The organism is Micromonospora sp. NBC_00617, assembly GCF_045161355.1.
Lineage (GTDB): Bacteria > Actinomycetota > Actinomycetes > Mycobacteriales > Micromonosporaceae > Micromonospora.
This window is the reverse complement of record NZ_CP107751.1, coordinates 984,312-999,414: the sequence shown is the minus strand read 5'-3', so window position 1 is coordinate 999,414 and position 15,103 is coordinate 984,312. Positions and strand designations below refer to the sequence as shown.

16 protein-coding genes are annotated in these 15,103 nt (G+C 69.0%); 7 read left to right on the top strand and 9 right to left on the bottom strand.

The features are described 5' to 3' along the window. Window positions 1-196: 196 nt before the first annotated feature. Window positions 197-613, bottom strand: a complete 417-nt coding sequence (locus OG505_RS04500) for an aminoacyl-tRNA deacylase (protein ID WP_405434384.1) — start codon at window positions 611-613, stop codon at window positions 197-199. A 202-nt stretch (window positions 614-815) separates the two neighbouring features. Next, complete coding sequence (locus OG505_RS04495) at window positions 816-1,727, bottom strand: LysR substrate-binding domain-containing protein (RefSeq protein ID WP_405431193.1); 912 nt, start codon at window positions 1,725-1,727, stop codon at window positions 816-818. 222 nt (window positions 1,728-1,949) lie between these two features. On the opposite strand from OG505_RS04495, the gene OG505_RS04490 reads away from it, so the two are divergent. From OG505_RS04490 to OG505_RS04460, 7 genes are all read left to right on the top strand, one after another. Then, on the top strand, window positions 1,950-2,684 hold the full coding sequence (locus OG505_RS04490) for an SDR family NAD(P)-dependent oxidoreductase (protein ID WP_405431191.1): 735 nt from the start codon (window positions 1,950-1,952) through the stop codon (window positions 2,682-2,684). A 71-nt stretch (window positions 2,685-2,755) separates the two neighbouring features. Next, a complete protein-coding gene (locus tag OG505_RS04485; RefSeq protein WP_405431190.1) occupies window positions 2,756-3,379 on the top strand; it encodes an NADPH-dependent F420 reductase in 624 nt (207 codons plus the stop codon). A gap of 135 nt (window positions 3,380-3,514) precedes the next feature. Next, window positions 3,515-4,417: a TIGR03619 family F420-dependent LLM class oxidoreductase gene (locus tag OG505_RS04480; protein ID WP_405431189.1), complete on the top strand. Its 903-nt coding sequence runs from the start codon at window positions 3,515-3,517 to the stop codon at window positions 4,415-4,417. A gap of 92 nt (window positions 4,418-4,509) precedes the next feature. Continuing rightward, the gene (locus tag OG505_RS04475; RefSeq protein WP_405431188.1) at window positions 4,510-5,133 is read left to right on the top strand and encodes an NADPH-dependent F420 reductase; all 624 of its coding nucleotides are present in this window, start codon (window positions 4,510-4,512) and stop codon (window positions 5,131-5,133) included. Between the two features lie 68 nt (window positions 5,134-5,201). Then, window positions 5,202-6,146: an SDR family oxidoreductase gene (locus OG505_RS04470; RefSeq protein ID WP_405431187.1), complete on the top strand. Its 945-nt coding sequence runs from the start codon at window positions 5,202-5,204 to the stop codon at window positions 6,144-6,146. Between the two features lie 70 nt (window positions 6,147-6,216). Next, window positions 6,217-6,885 (top strand): NADPH-dependent F420 reductase, encoded by a 669-nt coding sequence (locus tag OG505_RS04465; protein ID WP_405431185.1) that lies wholly within the window; start codon window positions 6,217-6,219, stop codon window positions 6,883-6,885. Between the two features lie 346 nt (window positions 6,886-7,231). Then, window positions 7,232-7,672, top strand: a complete 441-nt coding sequence (locus OG505_RS04460) for an FtsX-like permease family protein (protein WP_405431184.1) — start codon at window positions 7,232-7,234, stop codon at window positions 7,670-7,672. Window positions 7,673-7,698: 26 nt separating this feature from the next. On the opposite strand, the gene OG505_RS04455 is transcribed toward OG505_RS04460, so the two are convergent. From OG505_RS04455 to OG505_RS04425, 7 genes are all read right to left on the bottom strand, one after another. Further along, entirely contained in the window at window positions 7,699-8,358 is a 660-nt protein-coding gene (locus OG505_RS04455) for a response regulator (RefSeq protein ID WP_405431183.1), read from the bottom strand. After that, entirely contained in the window at window positions 8,355-9,530 is a 1,176-nt protein-coding gene (locus OG505_RS04450; RefSeq protein ID WP_405431181.1) for a sensor histidine kinase, read from the bottom strand. Before OG505_RS04450 ends, OG505_RS04455 begins: the two co-directional genes overlap by 4 nt. Next, entirely contained in the window at window positions 9,527-10,360 is an 834-nt protein-coding gene (locus tag OG505_RS04445) for a CPBP family intramembrane glutamic endopeptidase (protein WP_405431179.1), read from the bottom strand. Before OG505_RS04445 ends, OG505_RS04450 begins: the two co-directional genes overlap by 4 nt. Before the next feature lie 191 nt (window positions 10,361-10,551). Then, window positions 10,552-10,839: a transposase gene (locus tag OG505_RS04440; RefSeq protein ID WP_405434383.1), complete on the bottom strand. Its 288-nt coding sequence runs from the start codon at window positions 10,837-10,839 to the stop codon at window positions 10,552-10,554. 585 nt (window positions 10,840-11,424) lie between these two features. Continuing rightward, the gene (denD, locus tag OG505_RS04435) at window positions 11,425-12,438 is read right to left on the bottom strand and encodes a D-erythronate dehydrogenase (RefSeq protein ID WP_405431178.1); all 1,014 of its coding nucleotides are present in this window, start codon (window positions 12,436-12,438) and stop codon (window positions 11,425-11,427) included. After that, window positions 12,435-13,901, bottom strand: a complete 1,467-nt coding sequence (locus OG505_RS04430; RefSeq protein WP_405431176.1) for a four-carbon acid sugar kinase family protein — start codon at window positions 13,899-13,901, stop codon at window positions 12,435-12,437. Before OG505_RS04430 ends, denD begins: the two co-directional genes overlap by 4 nt. After that, complete coding sequence (locus OG505_RS04425; RefSeq protein ID WP_405431174.1) at window positions 13,898-15,073, bottom strand: DUF993 family protein; 1,176 nt, start codon at window positions 15,071-15,073, stop codon at window positions 13,898-13,900. The genes OG505_RS04430 and OG505_RS04425 overlap by 4 nt, the downstream gene beginning before the upstream one ends. Window positions 15,074-15,103 lie beyond the last annotated feature (30 nt).

The window sequence follows — 15,103 nt, the reverse complement described above, 5'->3', positions numbered from 1 at the left end:
CAGAGCCGTTATTTGTACAGTCCCTTCCCCGGTTGCCATCGCCAGGGTGTTCACCACGGCAGGATGCGCACAGAGTCAGTGATGGTCGTGATGCTCGCCGCAGTGCTCGGAGTCCTCATAGCCGGGTCAGTGATGGTGGAAGCCAACTCAGACCTTCTGAAGGAACGTAGCGGAATCCGAGGACCGGGCGCGGAGGTCAGCGAGGCGATTCCTCAGCGCTGATGTCGGTGACAGTCGCGCCGTAGGCGGCGACCAGGGCGTCCGCGTCGACGAAGGCGACGCGCCCGCCGGTCCCCGCGCCCACGGCGATACGGCGGCCGACTATTCGCTCGTCGGCGACGACCGGCCAGGCCGTGGTCGACCCGATCGGCGTGACGCCGCTCCGGTAGCCCGTCGCGTCGAGGGCCACTCCGTCGTCGGACATCCGCAGCTTGTTGACGCCCACCGCCGCGCGGAGCTTCGGCCACGAGATCTTGCGGCCGCCGGGGATCAGTGCGAACAAGAAGCTTCCGTCGTGCCGCTTCACGACGAGCGACTTCACGATGTCGCCCGGCTCGACGCTGAGCAGCTCGGCTACCTCTGCGAGACTCTGCGCCTCCGGATGCTCGACGATCTCAACGTCGAGATCCGCGCGCGACCGCGTCCGCCTCGAACCGCTCCGCGCCGTCCATCACACGATCTGCGTCGCTCATTCTCCACCTCTCGGGCTTGAGCACGCAGGAATGTGACCCTCCGCACGGCGGTCACAATAGCCCGCAGGCCTCCAGAGCACAAAGCAACCGGTCGAGTGAGGAACCTGATGTCAGCCGAGCTGCTCAACCGCGCTTTGAAGCGGCGTCGGTCACAATCTGCCACATCTCGTAGTTCCCGCATTCTGCAGTGATCTCAGCCGTCGCCTGAGCCGCGGCGAAGAAGTCGTCGGCCATCGGCGAGGTGCGTGACGCCGCCATCGCGATGAATACCTGGTCGGGCGCCAAGCCCGAGACGGGCACGTAGCTGATGTCCGGCCGTGAGTAGAACACGGTCTCCGAACGCCCCACGAACGAGATGCCGCGGCCGGCCGCGACGTGCTCGAGCTTCTCCTCCACCCCGCGCACCCGGAGCCCGGAGTCGGGGTGCGGGCGCCTGGTGGGCTGCGTGCTCGCCTCGGCATGCCAGATCAGCGGCTCACCGGCCAGGTCGGCCTCGGTGACCTCCTCCTTGCCGGCCAACCGGTGATCGACGGGCAGCGCCACCATGAGCGGCTCGGTGTAGAGGGGAGTCAGGCGCAGGCCGGTCTCGTCGATGGGCAGCCGTACATAGCCGACGTCGACGCGGCCGTCGAGCAGCATCGGGGCCTGGTCGTCCCATTCCATGCGCTGCACGTCCACGACCACGTCCGGATGGCGGCCACCGAACTCCCGCGCCGCGGGAATGACCGGGATGCCGGCCCGAAAACCGATCACCAGCCGCTGGCCGCCACGGGCGGTCGCGGACACCCGGCGCCGGACCGCGTGCGCGGAGGCGAGCAGCGGACCGGCGTCGTCCAGGAGTTGTCGGCCCGCGTCGGTCAGCGTGACGCCGTGGCTGTCCCTGGTGAACAGGGAGGCGCCGAGATCCTGTTCGAGCGCGCGGATCTGCCGGCTAAGCGCCGGCTGCGCGATGTGCAGATCGTCGGCGGCGCGGCCGAAGTGCAGCCTGTTGGCGACGGCGACGAAGTAGCGCAGCTTGCGCAGGTCCAGATCCATGGGGGCCCTCCAGGTCCGGCAATGCCTCGAGGGTATCACCACGGCTGAAACAGGTCTTGGACACCCGTTCCGGCCAATGGCATCGTTCATGACAGCCGCGAGAAATCGGTACAAGAATTCGGGATCGGCATTTGATGGCAGGCCTGAAACCAGGATGAGCACATCAATAATTGGGCCTCTTCCGTTCCCGTTTCGGAAACCCATCAATTCAAAGGAGTGACCGTGGGAAAGCTCGATGGCAAGGTCGCGGTGATCACCGGTGGATCCACCGGCCTGGCGCTGGCCGGGGCCAAGCTGTTCGTCGAGGAAGGAGCGTATGTCTTCATCCAGGCGCGGCGGCAGGAAGCGCTGGACGACGCCGTCAAGCTGATCGGCCGCAACGTGACCGCCGTCCAGGGTGACGCGTCCGACCTGGACGACCTGGAGCGCTTGTACGACACCGTCAAGCGGGAAAAGGGCTCGATCGACGTGCTGTGGGCCAGCGCCGGGTTCGGCGAACCTGGTGTCCTCGGCGAGATCACCGAGGAACAGTTCGAACGCTCCTTCTCGCTCAACGCACGCGGAACCCTGTTCACCGTGCAGAAGGCCCTGCCACTGATCAACGACCACGGCTCGATCCTCATGACCGGTTCCAACGCGTCCCTCGGCGCCTTCCCCGGCTGGAGCCTCTACGCGGGAAGCAAAGCCGTCCAGCAGGCCTGGGCCCGTGTCTGGCTCAACGAGCTGCGCGACCGCAAGATCCGGGTGAACGTCCTGACCCCCGGCCAGGTCGGCACCGCCAAGCAGGAAGAGCTGTTCGACGAGGCGACGAGGGCCGCATTCGAGTCCCTCATCCCCCGCGGAACGATGGGCCGTCCCGAAGAGATAGCCAGCATCGCCCTGTTCCTCGCCTCCGACGACTCCAGCTACGTCAACGGTCTGGAACTGGTCGCCGACGGCGGCACCACCGCTATCTGAACCACGCACGAACAAGTCAGAGCGGCGCCTGGAGAACAGGCGCCTCGAGCACAGAGAAAGAGGCACACCTCATGAGCAGCATCACGTTCATCGGTGCGGGGAACATGGCCCGCACGATCGGCACGCTCGCTGTGGCGGGCGGCAACTCCGTCGAGATCATGGCACGTGATCGCTCCAAGGCCGAGGGCCTGGCCAAGGCTCTGGGCGGCGGCACGACGACGGGCGAGTGGGGCGCCGTCCCGTCCGGGGACATCGTCATCACGGCCGTGTTGTACGCCGGTGTCGTTTCGACCGTCGCCCAGTACGGAGACGCCCTCGCGGGCAAGACCATCGTCGACATCAGCAATCCCTTCAACGCCGCGTTCGACGGCCTGGCCCACAGCGAGGCGACCTCGATCGCGCAGGAGGTCGCCAAGGTGGCCCCGGCCAACGCCAGCGTGTTCAAGGCCTTCAACACCATCTTCCGTGGCGTTCTGGAGAACGGCCGGCCCGACGTCTTCTTCGCCGGTGACGACCCGCGGGCCAAGGCGGACGTGGCGGCATTCATCGAGAGCCTCGGCCTGCGCCCGCTGGACGTCGGCGGCCTGAAGATGGCGCACTGGCTCGAAGGAGCGGGAGTGCTCACGGTAGGCCTCGCCGGCAACGGGATCGGCCACGGGAACTTCGCCCTAGGCGTCAACGAGTTCACGGGCTGACCCAGCTGCCCCTCGGGGGTCACCAAGCAGTCGGCGAACAGAATGCCGTGCGCTCTGGTTGGTCGATGGACCACCGGCTCGCCGCTGTCAGACATCAACAGTGGCGAAGGAATTCGCCCGAGGAGGCTCAACGCAATGCAGCTCGGTTTCGTGATTCCTGTTGTCGGGCCCGCTGTCAGCGACGCCCCCGCCCTGAGCGCTTTCGTCCGCGGACTCGAGGACCTTGGCTACGACACCCTGTGGATCGGTGATCGCCTGGTCACGCCGGTTGATCTGGGCAGCGGCTATCTGGACCGAGGGCCGCAGATGACCCGCTCCCTCGATCCGATGCTGCTGTTGACCGTCGCTGCGGCGGCGACCAGCCGGGTGCGCCTGAACACCAGCACGCTCAGCACGTTCTACTACGAGCCGCCGCACCTGGCCCGGCAACTGACCACGCTCGACGTGCTCAGCGGCGGACGCCTTGGCGTCGGAGTCGGGGTGGGGTGGATGAAGCAGGAGTACGACGTGGCCCGCAACGCGGACTGGAGCCGGCGCGGCAGGATGCTCGATGACACGCTGGCGTTCCTGCAGGCGTGGTGGACGACCAGTCCCGTGTCCTGGGACAGCGAGTTCTTCACCATGGCGCCGGTCCACGCCGGCCTGCGTCCGGTCCAGGTGGGCGGGCCGCCCATCTGGATCGGTGGTGCCAGCGAGGCCGCGATGCGCCGGGTCGGCCGCAGCGGGGTGGGCTGGCTCGGGGTCGAAGGGCCGGCGCCCGCTGCGTCGATCAGTAGTCAGGACGAGGGTGCCGGCCGCCTGTGGTCGATCGCGCGTCGAGCGGCGCAGGACGCCGGTCGCGATCCCGACGCACTCAAGACGGCCATGCGGATCAACCTCGATCCGGGCAAGTCCGTGGACTCGGTCGCGGACCAGCTGAAGCGGTACGCCGAGTCCGGTGTTGACGAGGCGTACTTCGATGCCTTCGCGATGTTCACCAGCCTTGACCAGCTGCTCGACTTCGCCGGCGAGGTGATCGCGCGTACCGGCCGGTTGTGACCATCTAAGAAGCGACCAGCCAATAAACGACCACCTAAGAACGACGGACGGGCAAGCCGTTCGATTCAGACCAGAGGAAAAGAGTACTCATCATGAGCAGCATCAGTTTCATCGGCCTGGGGGGCATGGCCCACGCCATCGCCTCACGCGCGGTATCGGGCGGCCACTCCGTTCAACTCATCGGCCGCGACCAGGCCAAGGCCAAAGGCCTTGCCGCCGAGCTCGGCGTCGGGGCCACGGCGGGGACCTTCGGCGCCGTCCCTGTGGGCGACATCGTCGTCCTCGCCGTGCCGTACGCCAGCGCCGTGCCGGTCATCGCCCAGTACGGGGATGCCTTGGCCGGCAAGGTCATCATCGACATCTCCAACACCTTCAACGCCGACGCCACCGGGCTTGTCACTCCTGAGGGCACGTCCGGCGCGCAGGAGATCGTCAAGGCGGCCCCGGCGAGCGCGCACGTCGTGAAGGCGTTCAACACCGTCTTCGGCCACGTCCTGGTCCAGGAGCGTCCGTTGGACGTGTTCTTCGCTGGAGACGACGCACGGGCCAAGGCGAGCGTGTCGGCGTTCATCGAGAGCCTCGGGCTGCGTCCCCTCGATGTCGGCGGCCTGGAGATGGCCCGCTGGCTGGAAGGGGTCGGGCCGCTGCTGATGGGCCTGGCCCGGAACGGCGCGGGGACCTTCGACGTCGCTCTCGGCGTCGACTTCCCCCGCTGAGCCCACCCCGGCTGAGCCCACCCCGCACCACCAACGCTTCCCCCGCATCACTCACAAGGAGTAGTACCGTGCGCGTCTTCGTCACTGGCGGGACCGGCCATTCCGGTTCGTACATCATCCCGGAGCTCGTCACCGCCGGGCACGAGGTCACCGGCCTGGCCCGGTCGGACACCGCAGCGGCGGCGCTATCCGCGCTCGGCGCGAAGGTACGCCGCGGCGACCTCCAGGACCTCGAGGGGCTCAAGGAGGCTGCTGCGGACTCCGACGGCGTCATCCACGTCGCGCACCGGCAGGACCTGCTCCCGTCCGGCGGGGTGGCCGCCGTCGCCGCCGCGGAGCTTCCGATCATGCTCGCGTACGGCGAGGCTCTCGCGGGGACCGGAAAGCCGCTGGTCGCGGCGGGGAGCATCGGCTCGCCCGGCAGCGGGAGGGACCTGGGCCGTCCGGGCACCGAGAACGACCCGGCCCTTCCCGTCGGCGACGAGCACAAGGGCACCCTGCGGGCCCGTAACGTCGTGGAGGCCGCCGTCATCGGGCTCGCCGAGCAGAACGTGCGGTCCTCGGTCGTGCGGATCGCCAACATCGCGCACAGCACGACCGACCAGGGGGGCTTCCTCCCCACCCTGATCGCGCTCGCGAAGGAGAGGGGCTTCGCCGGCTACCCCGGAGACGGCGAGAACCGGTGGAACGCCGTGCACGCCCGTGACGCCGCCTCCTTGTTCCGCCTGGCGCTGGAGAAGGGCCCGGCTGGCAGCTACTGGCACGCGGTCGAGGACGGAGGCATCCCGTTCCGCGAGATCGCCGAGGCCATCGGCAGCCGCCTGGGCGTGCCCGCCGTGAGCGTCCCCCTGGACGAGCTGATGCTGCCGGGATACTTCGGGTTCCTCACGAACGTCGCCACGCAGAGCTACCCGACGTCCAACCTCATCACCCGCCGCACCCTCGGCTGGGAACCCGCTCAGCCCCGCCTCCTCGCCGATCTGGACAACGGCCACTACTTCTCCACTACCTGACAGCAGGAACCCCCATCGCAACGCGTCCGGCATGACAAGGACAAGGCCCTACTGGAAGGACATCGAGAACATGACAACCGTGGGGTTCATCGGAAGCGGATCCATCGGCAGCATCATCGCGCGGCTCGCCGTCACGGCCGGCCACCAGGTCGTGCTCAGCAACTCACGCGGTCCCGAGACGCTCGCGAACACGGTCGCGGAACTGGGGCCGCGGGCCTCCGCGGCGACGCGCGAGGAAGCCGCGGCGGCCGGTGGCATCGTCGTGGTCACGGTGCCGGTCACGGCTTTCCCCGACGTCCCCGCCGCGCCGCTGGCGGGGAAGACGGTCATCGACACCTGCAACTACGGCCCCGATCGTGACGGGCACATCCCCGAGCTCGACGGCACGTCGCTCACCTCGAGCGAGCTGCTGCTGCGGTACGCCCCGGACGCCGAGCTCGTGAAGGCGTTCAACACCATCTATTTCAAGCACCTGCTCTCACTCGCCCGCCCGGCGGGGGTGGCCGACCGCTCATACCTGCCGATCGCCGGCGACTCCGCACCCGCGAAGGCAGCGGTGACCGAATTCATCGCCTCCATCGGGTACGGCGTGGTGGACGCGGGACCGCTGGCCGACAGTTGGCGGCAGGCGACGGGCACGCCTGTGTGGGGAACCCCGTACGGGCCGGCCTCGAACGAGAAGGGCCGGCCAGCCGGCGCGGACGCCATCCGCGCGGCACTGGCCACCGCAACGCGATAACCGCAAGCTGGCGCGGGCCGCAGTACGACCCTGGCCGTGTTGTGGCCCCGTCCGCTTACCCACGGCTGGCCCAGCACCTTCCTGGAGCTCGCCGACCTCGGCCGGCGTCTCGCGGAACCGTCGAAGCACGGTCGTGACCCGGCCGACGCGTTCACGGTCATCGTTCCCTCGCTGCCTGGTATGCGTTCTCACCGCAGCGTCCGACCCTCCCGCCCGGGCTCCAGACGCACGAGATCTGGCACCGGCTCATGAGCGTCGAGCTCGGCTTCGACCGGTACGCAGCCCACGCGGCGACCTTGGCGCCGGAATCACCTCGCGCCTCGAAGAAGCCAATCAGGATGCGCTGGTGGGTATCCATCTGCTCGCCGTCGCCGCACCCCAGGAGTACGACCCAGCGAGCCTCACCCCGGACGAACAGGCCTACCTCGATCAGGTCGCCACCTGGAGCGCCGAGGACGGCGGCTACCAGCACCAGCAGAACACCCGCGAGTCGGCGACCCTGCGGGCCATCGGCCTGAGCAAGGAACAGCTACGCGGCATGCTCGCCGTCGAGGGCGTGCTCATCGCCGGCATCGGCCCGATCCTCGGCATCGTGCTCGGGCTCGTGTTCGGCTGGGCCGGCGCGGTTACGGCGCTGTCCCTCATGGGCGACGTGCGGTACACCGTCCCGTGGACGGACCTCGCGGCGGTCCTGGCCATCGCCCTCCTCGCTGGGCTCCTCGCCTCGGTGCTACCGGCGCGGGCCGCGGCCCGCGCCTCACCCGTGGCAGCGCTTGGGGCGGAGTGACGACCGCCCGTCGCCGTGCGCCACCCTCAGGTCACCAGCCCGTTGCGGTAGGCGTAGACCACCGCCTGCACGCGGTCGCGCAGACCGAGCTTGGCCAGGAGGCGCGACACGTACGTCTTGACCGTCTCCTGGCTGATCACCAGGGCCGCGGCGATCTCGCCGTTCGACAGGCCGTCGGCGATCAGACGCAGCACCTCCAGCTCGCGCCGGGTCAGCGCCGTGTCGCCGGGGGCGCCCTCGGTGGGCCGGATCCGCGTCGCGTACCTGCCGACGAGCTGCCTGGTCACCTCGGGCGCCAGCAGCGCCGCCCCGGAGGCGACCGTGCGGATGCCGTTCAGCAGCTGCGCCGCCGGGGCGTCCTTGAGCAGGAACCCGCTCGCCCCGGCGCGCAGCGCCTCGTAGACGTACTCGTCCAGGTTGAACGTGGTCACCACGAGCACCTTGACGGGACGCGCCACCCCGGCGCCGGCCAGCAGGCGGGTCGCCTCGATACCGTCGAGCACCGGCATCCGGACGTCCATCACCACGACGTCCGGGTTCAGTCGCCCAGCGAGGTCGACGGCGGCCCGCCCGTCCTCGCACTCGCCGACCACCTCGAGGTCGGGCTGGGCGTCGATGATCGTCGCGAACCCGGTGCGGATCAGCGCCTGGTCGTCGCACACCAGGACCCGGATCGCCGCACTCACGACCGGCTCCCGGTGGGGATGCGCGCCAGGACGACGAATCCGCCGTCGGCCCCGCGGTCCGCGCTGAACTCGCCACCCAGGGCTTCCACCCTTCCCCGCAGCCCGACGAGCCCCCGACCGCTCCCGCCGGGAGACCGCGGGCGGGCGCCGACGAGGGCCTGCTCAGGTCCGGTCCCGGCAGTGCTGATCTGCACGGTGATCTCCCGTTCGTCGTAGCGCACGCCGACCGCCGTCGGGCTGCCGTGGGCGTGCTTGAGGGCGTTGGTCAGGGACTCCTGCACCACCCGGTGGGCGACCAGCTCGGCGCTCCCGGCGGATTCCGACTGCGTGCCCTCCTCGGTGAGCTCTACCGGCTGCCCGGCCTGACGGGCCTGCTCGACGAGCGTGTGCGGGTCCCGGAGGAACGGTGCCCGGGCCGCGCCGTCGTGGCCCGGGTCGAGCAGGTCCAGGAGGTTTCGGAGGTCGCCGATCGCCCGCCGGCCCGTGTCGGTGACCGCATTCAGTGTCTCGTCGAGACGATCGGGGGCGTCTGTCAGGTACCTGGCAGCCTCCGTCTGCACGACCATCGCCGTCACGTGGTGCGTCACGACGTCGTGCAGCTCGCGGGCGATCCGCGTGCGTTCCGCGGTGCGGGTCTCCTCGGCGACCCGGAGGCGCCGTTCGGTCTCGGCGACCCGGGTGGAGCGCAGCCAGGAGCCGACGGCCCACACGAGGACCAGCGCCAGGTAGAACGTCAGGTACCCGTCCGCCCGCTCGGTACCGCCGACCAGGTCGATCGCGAGCGCCAGCACCACATAGGCACCCGAGAGGAGGATCGTGACCGTGCGGCGACGGTGTTCCAGGTAGGCACCCGCGCTCAGCAGCGCGATAGCGAGCCCGGCGCCCGCGAGCGTGTGGTAACCCCGGAGCTGGTCGAGGGCGAAGCCGAGGAACACCAGGACGAGGCAGGCGGCCGGCCACCGCCGGCGAACGGCGAGCGGGAAGCACTGGAGGACGATCGCCACGACGGCCAGCGCGTCGAAGGGACGGGTCGGCAGCGCGCCGACCTCCGTCCCCAGCCCGTGCAACGCCGGCACGATCGATGCGACCGCCGGCAGCAACGCGAGCGGCAGGTCCCGGACCGTGACATCGAGCTGCCGCCACCGGTCCAGGACCCGCCGGAGATCGATCACCGGGAGAGCCTAGCGGCCACGTCCGCCCGGGCCGAGCGACGGACGGGGACCACGTGACCACGCCGGTAGGCGAGCCACATGAACACGCCGGTGGCCAGCACGCCGAACACCACCGCGTAGACACTGGCCTCCGGTCCGAAGTCGCCGCCCGTGACCAGCACGGGACCCGAGATCGTCGCGTCCAGCAGGCCCTGCGCGGTGTTACTGCCGGACACCTCGGTGCTGAAGATGGCGCTCGCGGCGATGTTCCAGCCGAAGTGCAGACCGATCGGCACCCACAGCTTGCGGGTGGCGATGTACGCGGCGGTCAGCATCCCGCCTGCCTCGATGGCGATAGCGACGGCACCCAACAGGGTCGCGTTCGCGTTGGCCAGGTGGATCAGGCCGAACAGCGAGCCGGTCAGCGCGAGCGCGATCCAGGTTCCGGTCCAGCGCTCGATGTTGCGGAACAGGACACCGCGGAAGACCAGTTCCTCGGCCACAGCGGCACCCGCCATGATCCCGAGCAGGCTGACGGCGCTCGCCGGCGAGCCCAGGCCGTTGATCGTGTAGTCACCGAAGAAGGCGATGTTCGCGATGACTGCCCCGAACAGCGCAATGCCGAGCAGCGTGCCCCAGCTGACCCCGGCACCTGCTCCCTTCAGCGACACCTCGAGGGGGGCCCGGTGCTCGGTTCGCCGCACCACCCAGCCGTAGACCAGGACCCCGACGACGGCCGTCAGCAGGCCGGCGACGAGCGCCAGCCAGGGGGTGTCCTTCACCGCCGCCGTGCCCAGATTGCCGAGGACCCAGACCGCCGCAACCGCCAAGAGCTGCCATACCAGACGCACGATGACTCCTTTGAGAAGCCGCGGCGGGAGCGTCGCGGGGTACCCCGAACGCTATGGATTTGCCCGCCCAAAGTAGTCACCGCACGGTGGACATTCGCAGGTAGCTCGCACGGGGGACAGACTGGGCTGCACCGGGCAGCCCCGCCCGAACGTCAGCAGACGTACTGGCTCGGCGTCGACGACGAGCAGTTCTACGACCCATACGCAGGCCAGTAGGTAGCGGACCCATTGCGGTCGAAGTAGGCGCGACCTTCGGTGGGGTTGCGGAGCTGGACGGTGGCCATGATGTGCAGCACCGGGTTGATCTGCCGGTTGCCTGCGCGGGAGAGTCGGTGGCGGACCTGCTCGCCGGAGGATGCGTCGATGGGGGCGGTGCCGCTCCAGGAGGCGAAGTGGGCCCGGTTCGGGAACCGGGTGATGTCGCCAACCTCGACCAGCAGCCGGGCGGCGCCGGAGGGTCCGATGCCGTGCAGGTCCATCAACGTGGTCCCGGTGGAAGCAACGAGCTCTTTCAGTTCCTTGTCGGCTTCCTTGGAACGCCGGTAGACGCGTTCGAGGTCACCGATCAGCTCCGCAGCGACCCGGCGTCGGGCTTTGCCGACCGTGTCGCGGGGTCGGACCGTGGCCAGCAGTGCCTTGGCCCGGGCGGCGGACAGGCTCTTCTTCGCCCCACCCGGAATGAGTTCCAGCAGCAGTTGGTGTAGCTGGGGCGCTACCGGCTGCTGCACGCCGCCGCCCGCCTCACCCGCACCGCCCGCCGAACCCGGCTGGCCATCGCCACCGACTGGCCCCCGACGAACGCGCTGGTCACCGCGTTCAGCCGCCTCGCTGCACTACCACGCCCCGCCATCTGAACCATCACCCCGAGCCCGACAACCACCACGGAGGAACCCGGCCCACGCGCCGGGCCTTCACCATGCCCGCACCCAGCACGGGCATTCTCAATGCCGGAATCATCGAGCCACGCCTACCAACATCCACCCAGATGAAAGACCGAGGCTAGCCAGCCCTCAACTACGGCGGCACAGCAAGGAACAACGCCGGGCCCTGGGGTCGGGTCAGGTTCAGGCGCCAGGCCCACCGACCCGCGCCGGGTCAGCGTCACTGCCAGCGATGGTCGAGAGGTACTCGCGGATGACCGCGTCAAAGTCGGGAGGGGGCAGCAGGCCTAGCGATTCCGCGCGTTTCGTGGCGAAGCGCGCGGGCCAGCTGCCGACGATGGCGAAGACGGCGGGGTCTTCGGTCCAGTCGATCAGGTCGCTCGTGCCGGCACCGACCACGCGTTCCAACGCTTCTACCATCTTGCTGGGCGTGGTGGTGAGCGCTGGGAGGTTCAGCGCGGTACGGCTACCCCAAGTCACGTCGTCGGCCTCAGCAGCCCGGATCAGTCCGTCGATCGTGCGGCCTGGCGAGGAAAGGGCGATGGGGGTGTCGGGTGGCACCGGACAGTTGGCGCGTTGCCCCGCGATCGGCTCTCGAATGATCCCGGAAAGGAAGCTCGATGCTGCCGCGTTCGGCTTGCCCGGTCGCACGGAAACGGTCATCAGGCGGACACTGCGTCCGCGGACGAACCCTTTGCGGGTGTAGTCGGCCAGGAGTTGCTCGCCGATGAACTTCTGTGCCCCGTAGCTGGATTGCGGTGTCGGCAGGGTGTCGTCCCGCACGGTCTCGACTGCTTCGCCCGCGGGGTTGGTGCCGAAAACTGCAAGCGAACTCGAGAAGACCAGTACCGGAGGCGCGGAAAGCCGGCGAGCCCATTCGAAGAGGGCGCGGGTGCTGTCCACGTTCGTGCGCATGCCGAGGTCGAAGTCGGCCTCGGCGGCACCGCTGACGACGCCGGCGAGGTGGAACACGAGGTCGGCTGTGCCCACGGTGGGCAACTGCGCCTCCAGCTCGCCGGTGATCGGTACCACTCGCGGGTCTGCGAGGAGGTCCGGTTGGGGTGCTACCAGATCGACCAGCAGAAGTTCCTTGACTGCACGCGGTGCTGCGCCACCGACGCCGACCTCCCCGCAGAGGAGGCGGCGCGCCAACAGGGTGCCGAGGAATCCCGATCCCCCCGTGATCATCACTCTCATGCCGGTTTCTCCGATCTATTAGATGCCTTTTCCAACCGCTCGACGACGTCAGCCAGCGAGGTGTCATCGCCGACGTTGCCGGCGAACACCACGTAGGGCAGATCGGCGGCGAAGCCGCTGGCCGCCTCCCACAGCGACACGATGCCGTCGAGGATCGGCCCTCTGATCCAGGCCCGATCCATGCGAAGAGCCTGGGTTGCCACGTCGGAGGACGTGATGCCCCCCTTGGCGATGACAAAGGACGGGCGGCGTTGTCCGACGATCCGGGCGGTCGCGTCCACCAGCGCCGAGCTCACCGTCCGAGCGATGTCGAGGCTCCCGTTGGCATCGACCCCGGTGACGAGTTGCCGTGATGTGCGCAGCACCACCAGGTTGTCCGCCAATGCTGTTACTGCCTGCCGCACCAGCTGCTCGACGTGCGAGGCTCGGACCGCCGGATCCATCACCATTGCGACGTCCAGTTCGAGCTCGGTAGGGAAACGACGCTGTCGCAGCACGTCGAGCTGCCGCGTGGTCAGACCCACGTGCGAACCGACGACGACCAGGCCGTGGGCGTCGGGATCGACCAGTTGGGCGAGGCGCTCGTCGTCGATGCGTGAGCCGTCCTCCTGCCCGAGTCGCGCGCGTACGAACGACGGCCCGACCCGTTGGACGATGCCGACTCCGGCACGTTCGGCCGCGATGATGTCCAACACCGCCGAGCGCAGATCGTCGTCGGTGGCCGCGTCGATCGCCACGATTTGGCCGTGCCGCGCTGCGGACAGGACAGCCCGCAACGCCCCGCCGCCAGCAGCCCGGATGTCCGTGAGGTGGACCTCGGCCACCTGGGCAGCACGGAGACGACCGCCGCTCTTCTCTTCCACCCACTCCGCGAGGCGCGATGAGTGGTATCCGAACGTTGCGTCGCGCGCGTACTCGCCGTCGGCGATGGGCGCGAGACCGGCCGGCCCTGCCGCCCAGTGGACTCCATCCACGGTGACGCGTCCGGCGTCGATGTACGCCGGCGCGAGGAGCACCGCGTCCGTGTGTTGGCCGTGTTCCGCGAGGACCTCGGCCAGCACATCCGTTTCGAGGGGAAAGTGACCTCGAAGCGTGGAGTCGCCCCGGCTCGCGAACGTGAGCTGCACGTCTTCGAGTCGAGCTGCCTCCAGGCACGCCTTGGCTACGTCACGGTTGCGTTCGGCCGCTGCGGCCGGGGAGAGGCTTCGGGTGTTGGTGAGCACGTAGAAGCCGGATGTCCCCTGGCGCAGCGCCCACCGCACATCCTCGACGTCCCATCGCGTGAGCACGGGGACGTCCCGGACGGTCTGCGTGCCGGTCGGGTCGTCATCGAGCACGACGAGCCGGCGTGCCCCGCTGAGATGGGCGCGGATCTCGGCTGCGGTGACGCCGCGAGCCGGGGGTAGCGCCTTGGCCCAGTTCGCGTCGCGTGGGGCGACGAGCTGATCGCCGGACCCCGTCATTCGACGCCGCTCGCAGCCAGGAGCAGCCGCATGCGGTGCGCCGCCAGTGCGGGATCCGGGAACAGGCCAATCTCGTCAGCGAGCACGAAGAGATCAGTGAGGTGCTGCAGCGAGCGGAATCCTTCCCGACCGGTGACCATCCGGAAGTGGTTCTGGTGCCCGGACAGCCAGGCGATGAACACGGTGCCGATCTTGTAGCGGTCGGCCGGTGCCTCGAACATCTTGACCGCAAGGGGGATCGAGGAATTCATGGCCTCGACGAAGCCCGCCTCGTCGCCCCTGTCGAGCGCGGAGAAGCCCAGGGACGCGACAGGGGCGATGGGGTCGAGCACACCGAGGAGCCCGTGGCTGTGGTGCTCACCATCCCCCAGCAGGAGGTTGGTGTACCCGTAATCGTCGCCGGTGTAGACCTTCACGCCTTCCGGCAGGCGCCGGCGGAACTCCATTTCGAGCTCCTCGTTCAGCAAGCTGAACTTGATCCCGTCGAGGCGCGCCGAGTTCTCCTCAGCCATGCGGACGACGACATTCATCGCCTCGACGGGGTCGGCGTGTCCCCAGTATCCGGCGAGCGAAGGATCGAATCCGGTTCCGAGCCAGTGCACGATGGCGGGCTTGTCCACCTGGGCGAGGACCTGGCCGTAGGCCTTGAGGTAGTCATCTTCGTTGCGGGCGGCAGCGACAAGGGCGTGGCTGGCGCGGATCACCGCGGCGCTCCCTTGGGCCTGGACCCAGTCGAGCTGCTCGAGATACGCGTCGACGATCTCGCCCAGACCGGGGTCGCGGGACGTGATCTGGTCGGTGCCTACGCCGGCCACGACCGCGGCGCCTTCCTCCCTCGCGGCGGCCACGCCCAGTCGGATCAACTCCTTGGCCTGCCCCCACTGGAGGCCACCAGGACCGCGCTCGGAGGTGTCCATGCCTTCGGCGATGCCCACTCCGTAGCTGAACAGGTGCTTGCGGAACGCGATCGTGGCCTCCCAGTCGATGGGAGTCTGCTCCCCCGGGGTGTAGTCAGCACGAGCGTCCGCGACGACGTGTGCCGCGGCGAGCACGGTTCGGGAACTGAAGGGCCCCTGATGGCGCGGGTAGTCGACTGGTTCGTGCATGGCATGCACTTTGGTTCCGCCGTCAGCGGTGGGAATGGTGAGCTTGGCGGTCGTGAGCGTGTCCACGAATTCTCCTCGAGCAAAGCGTTGGTAGTT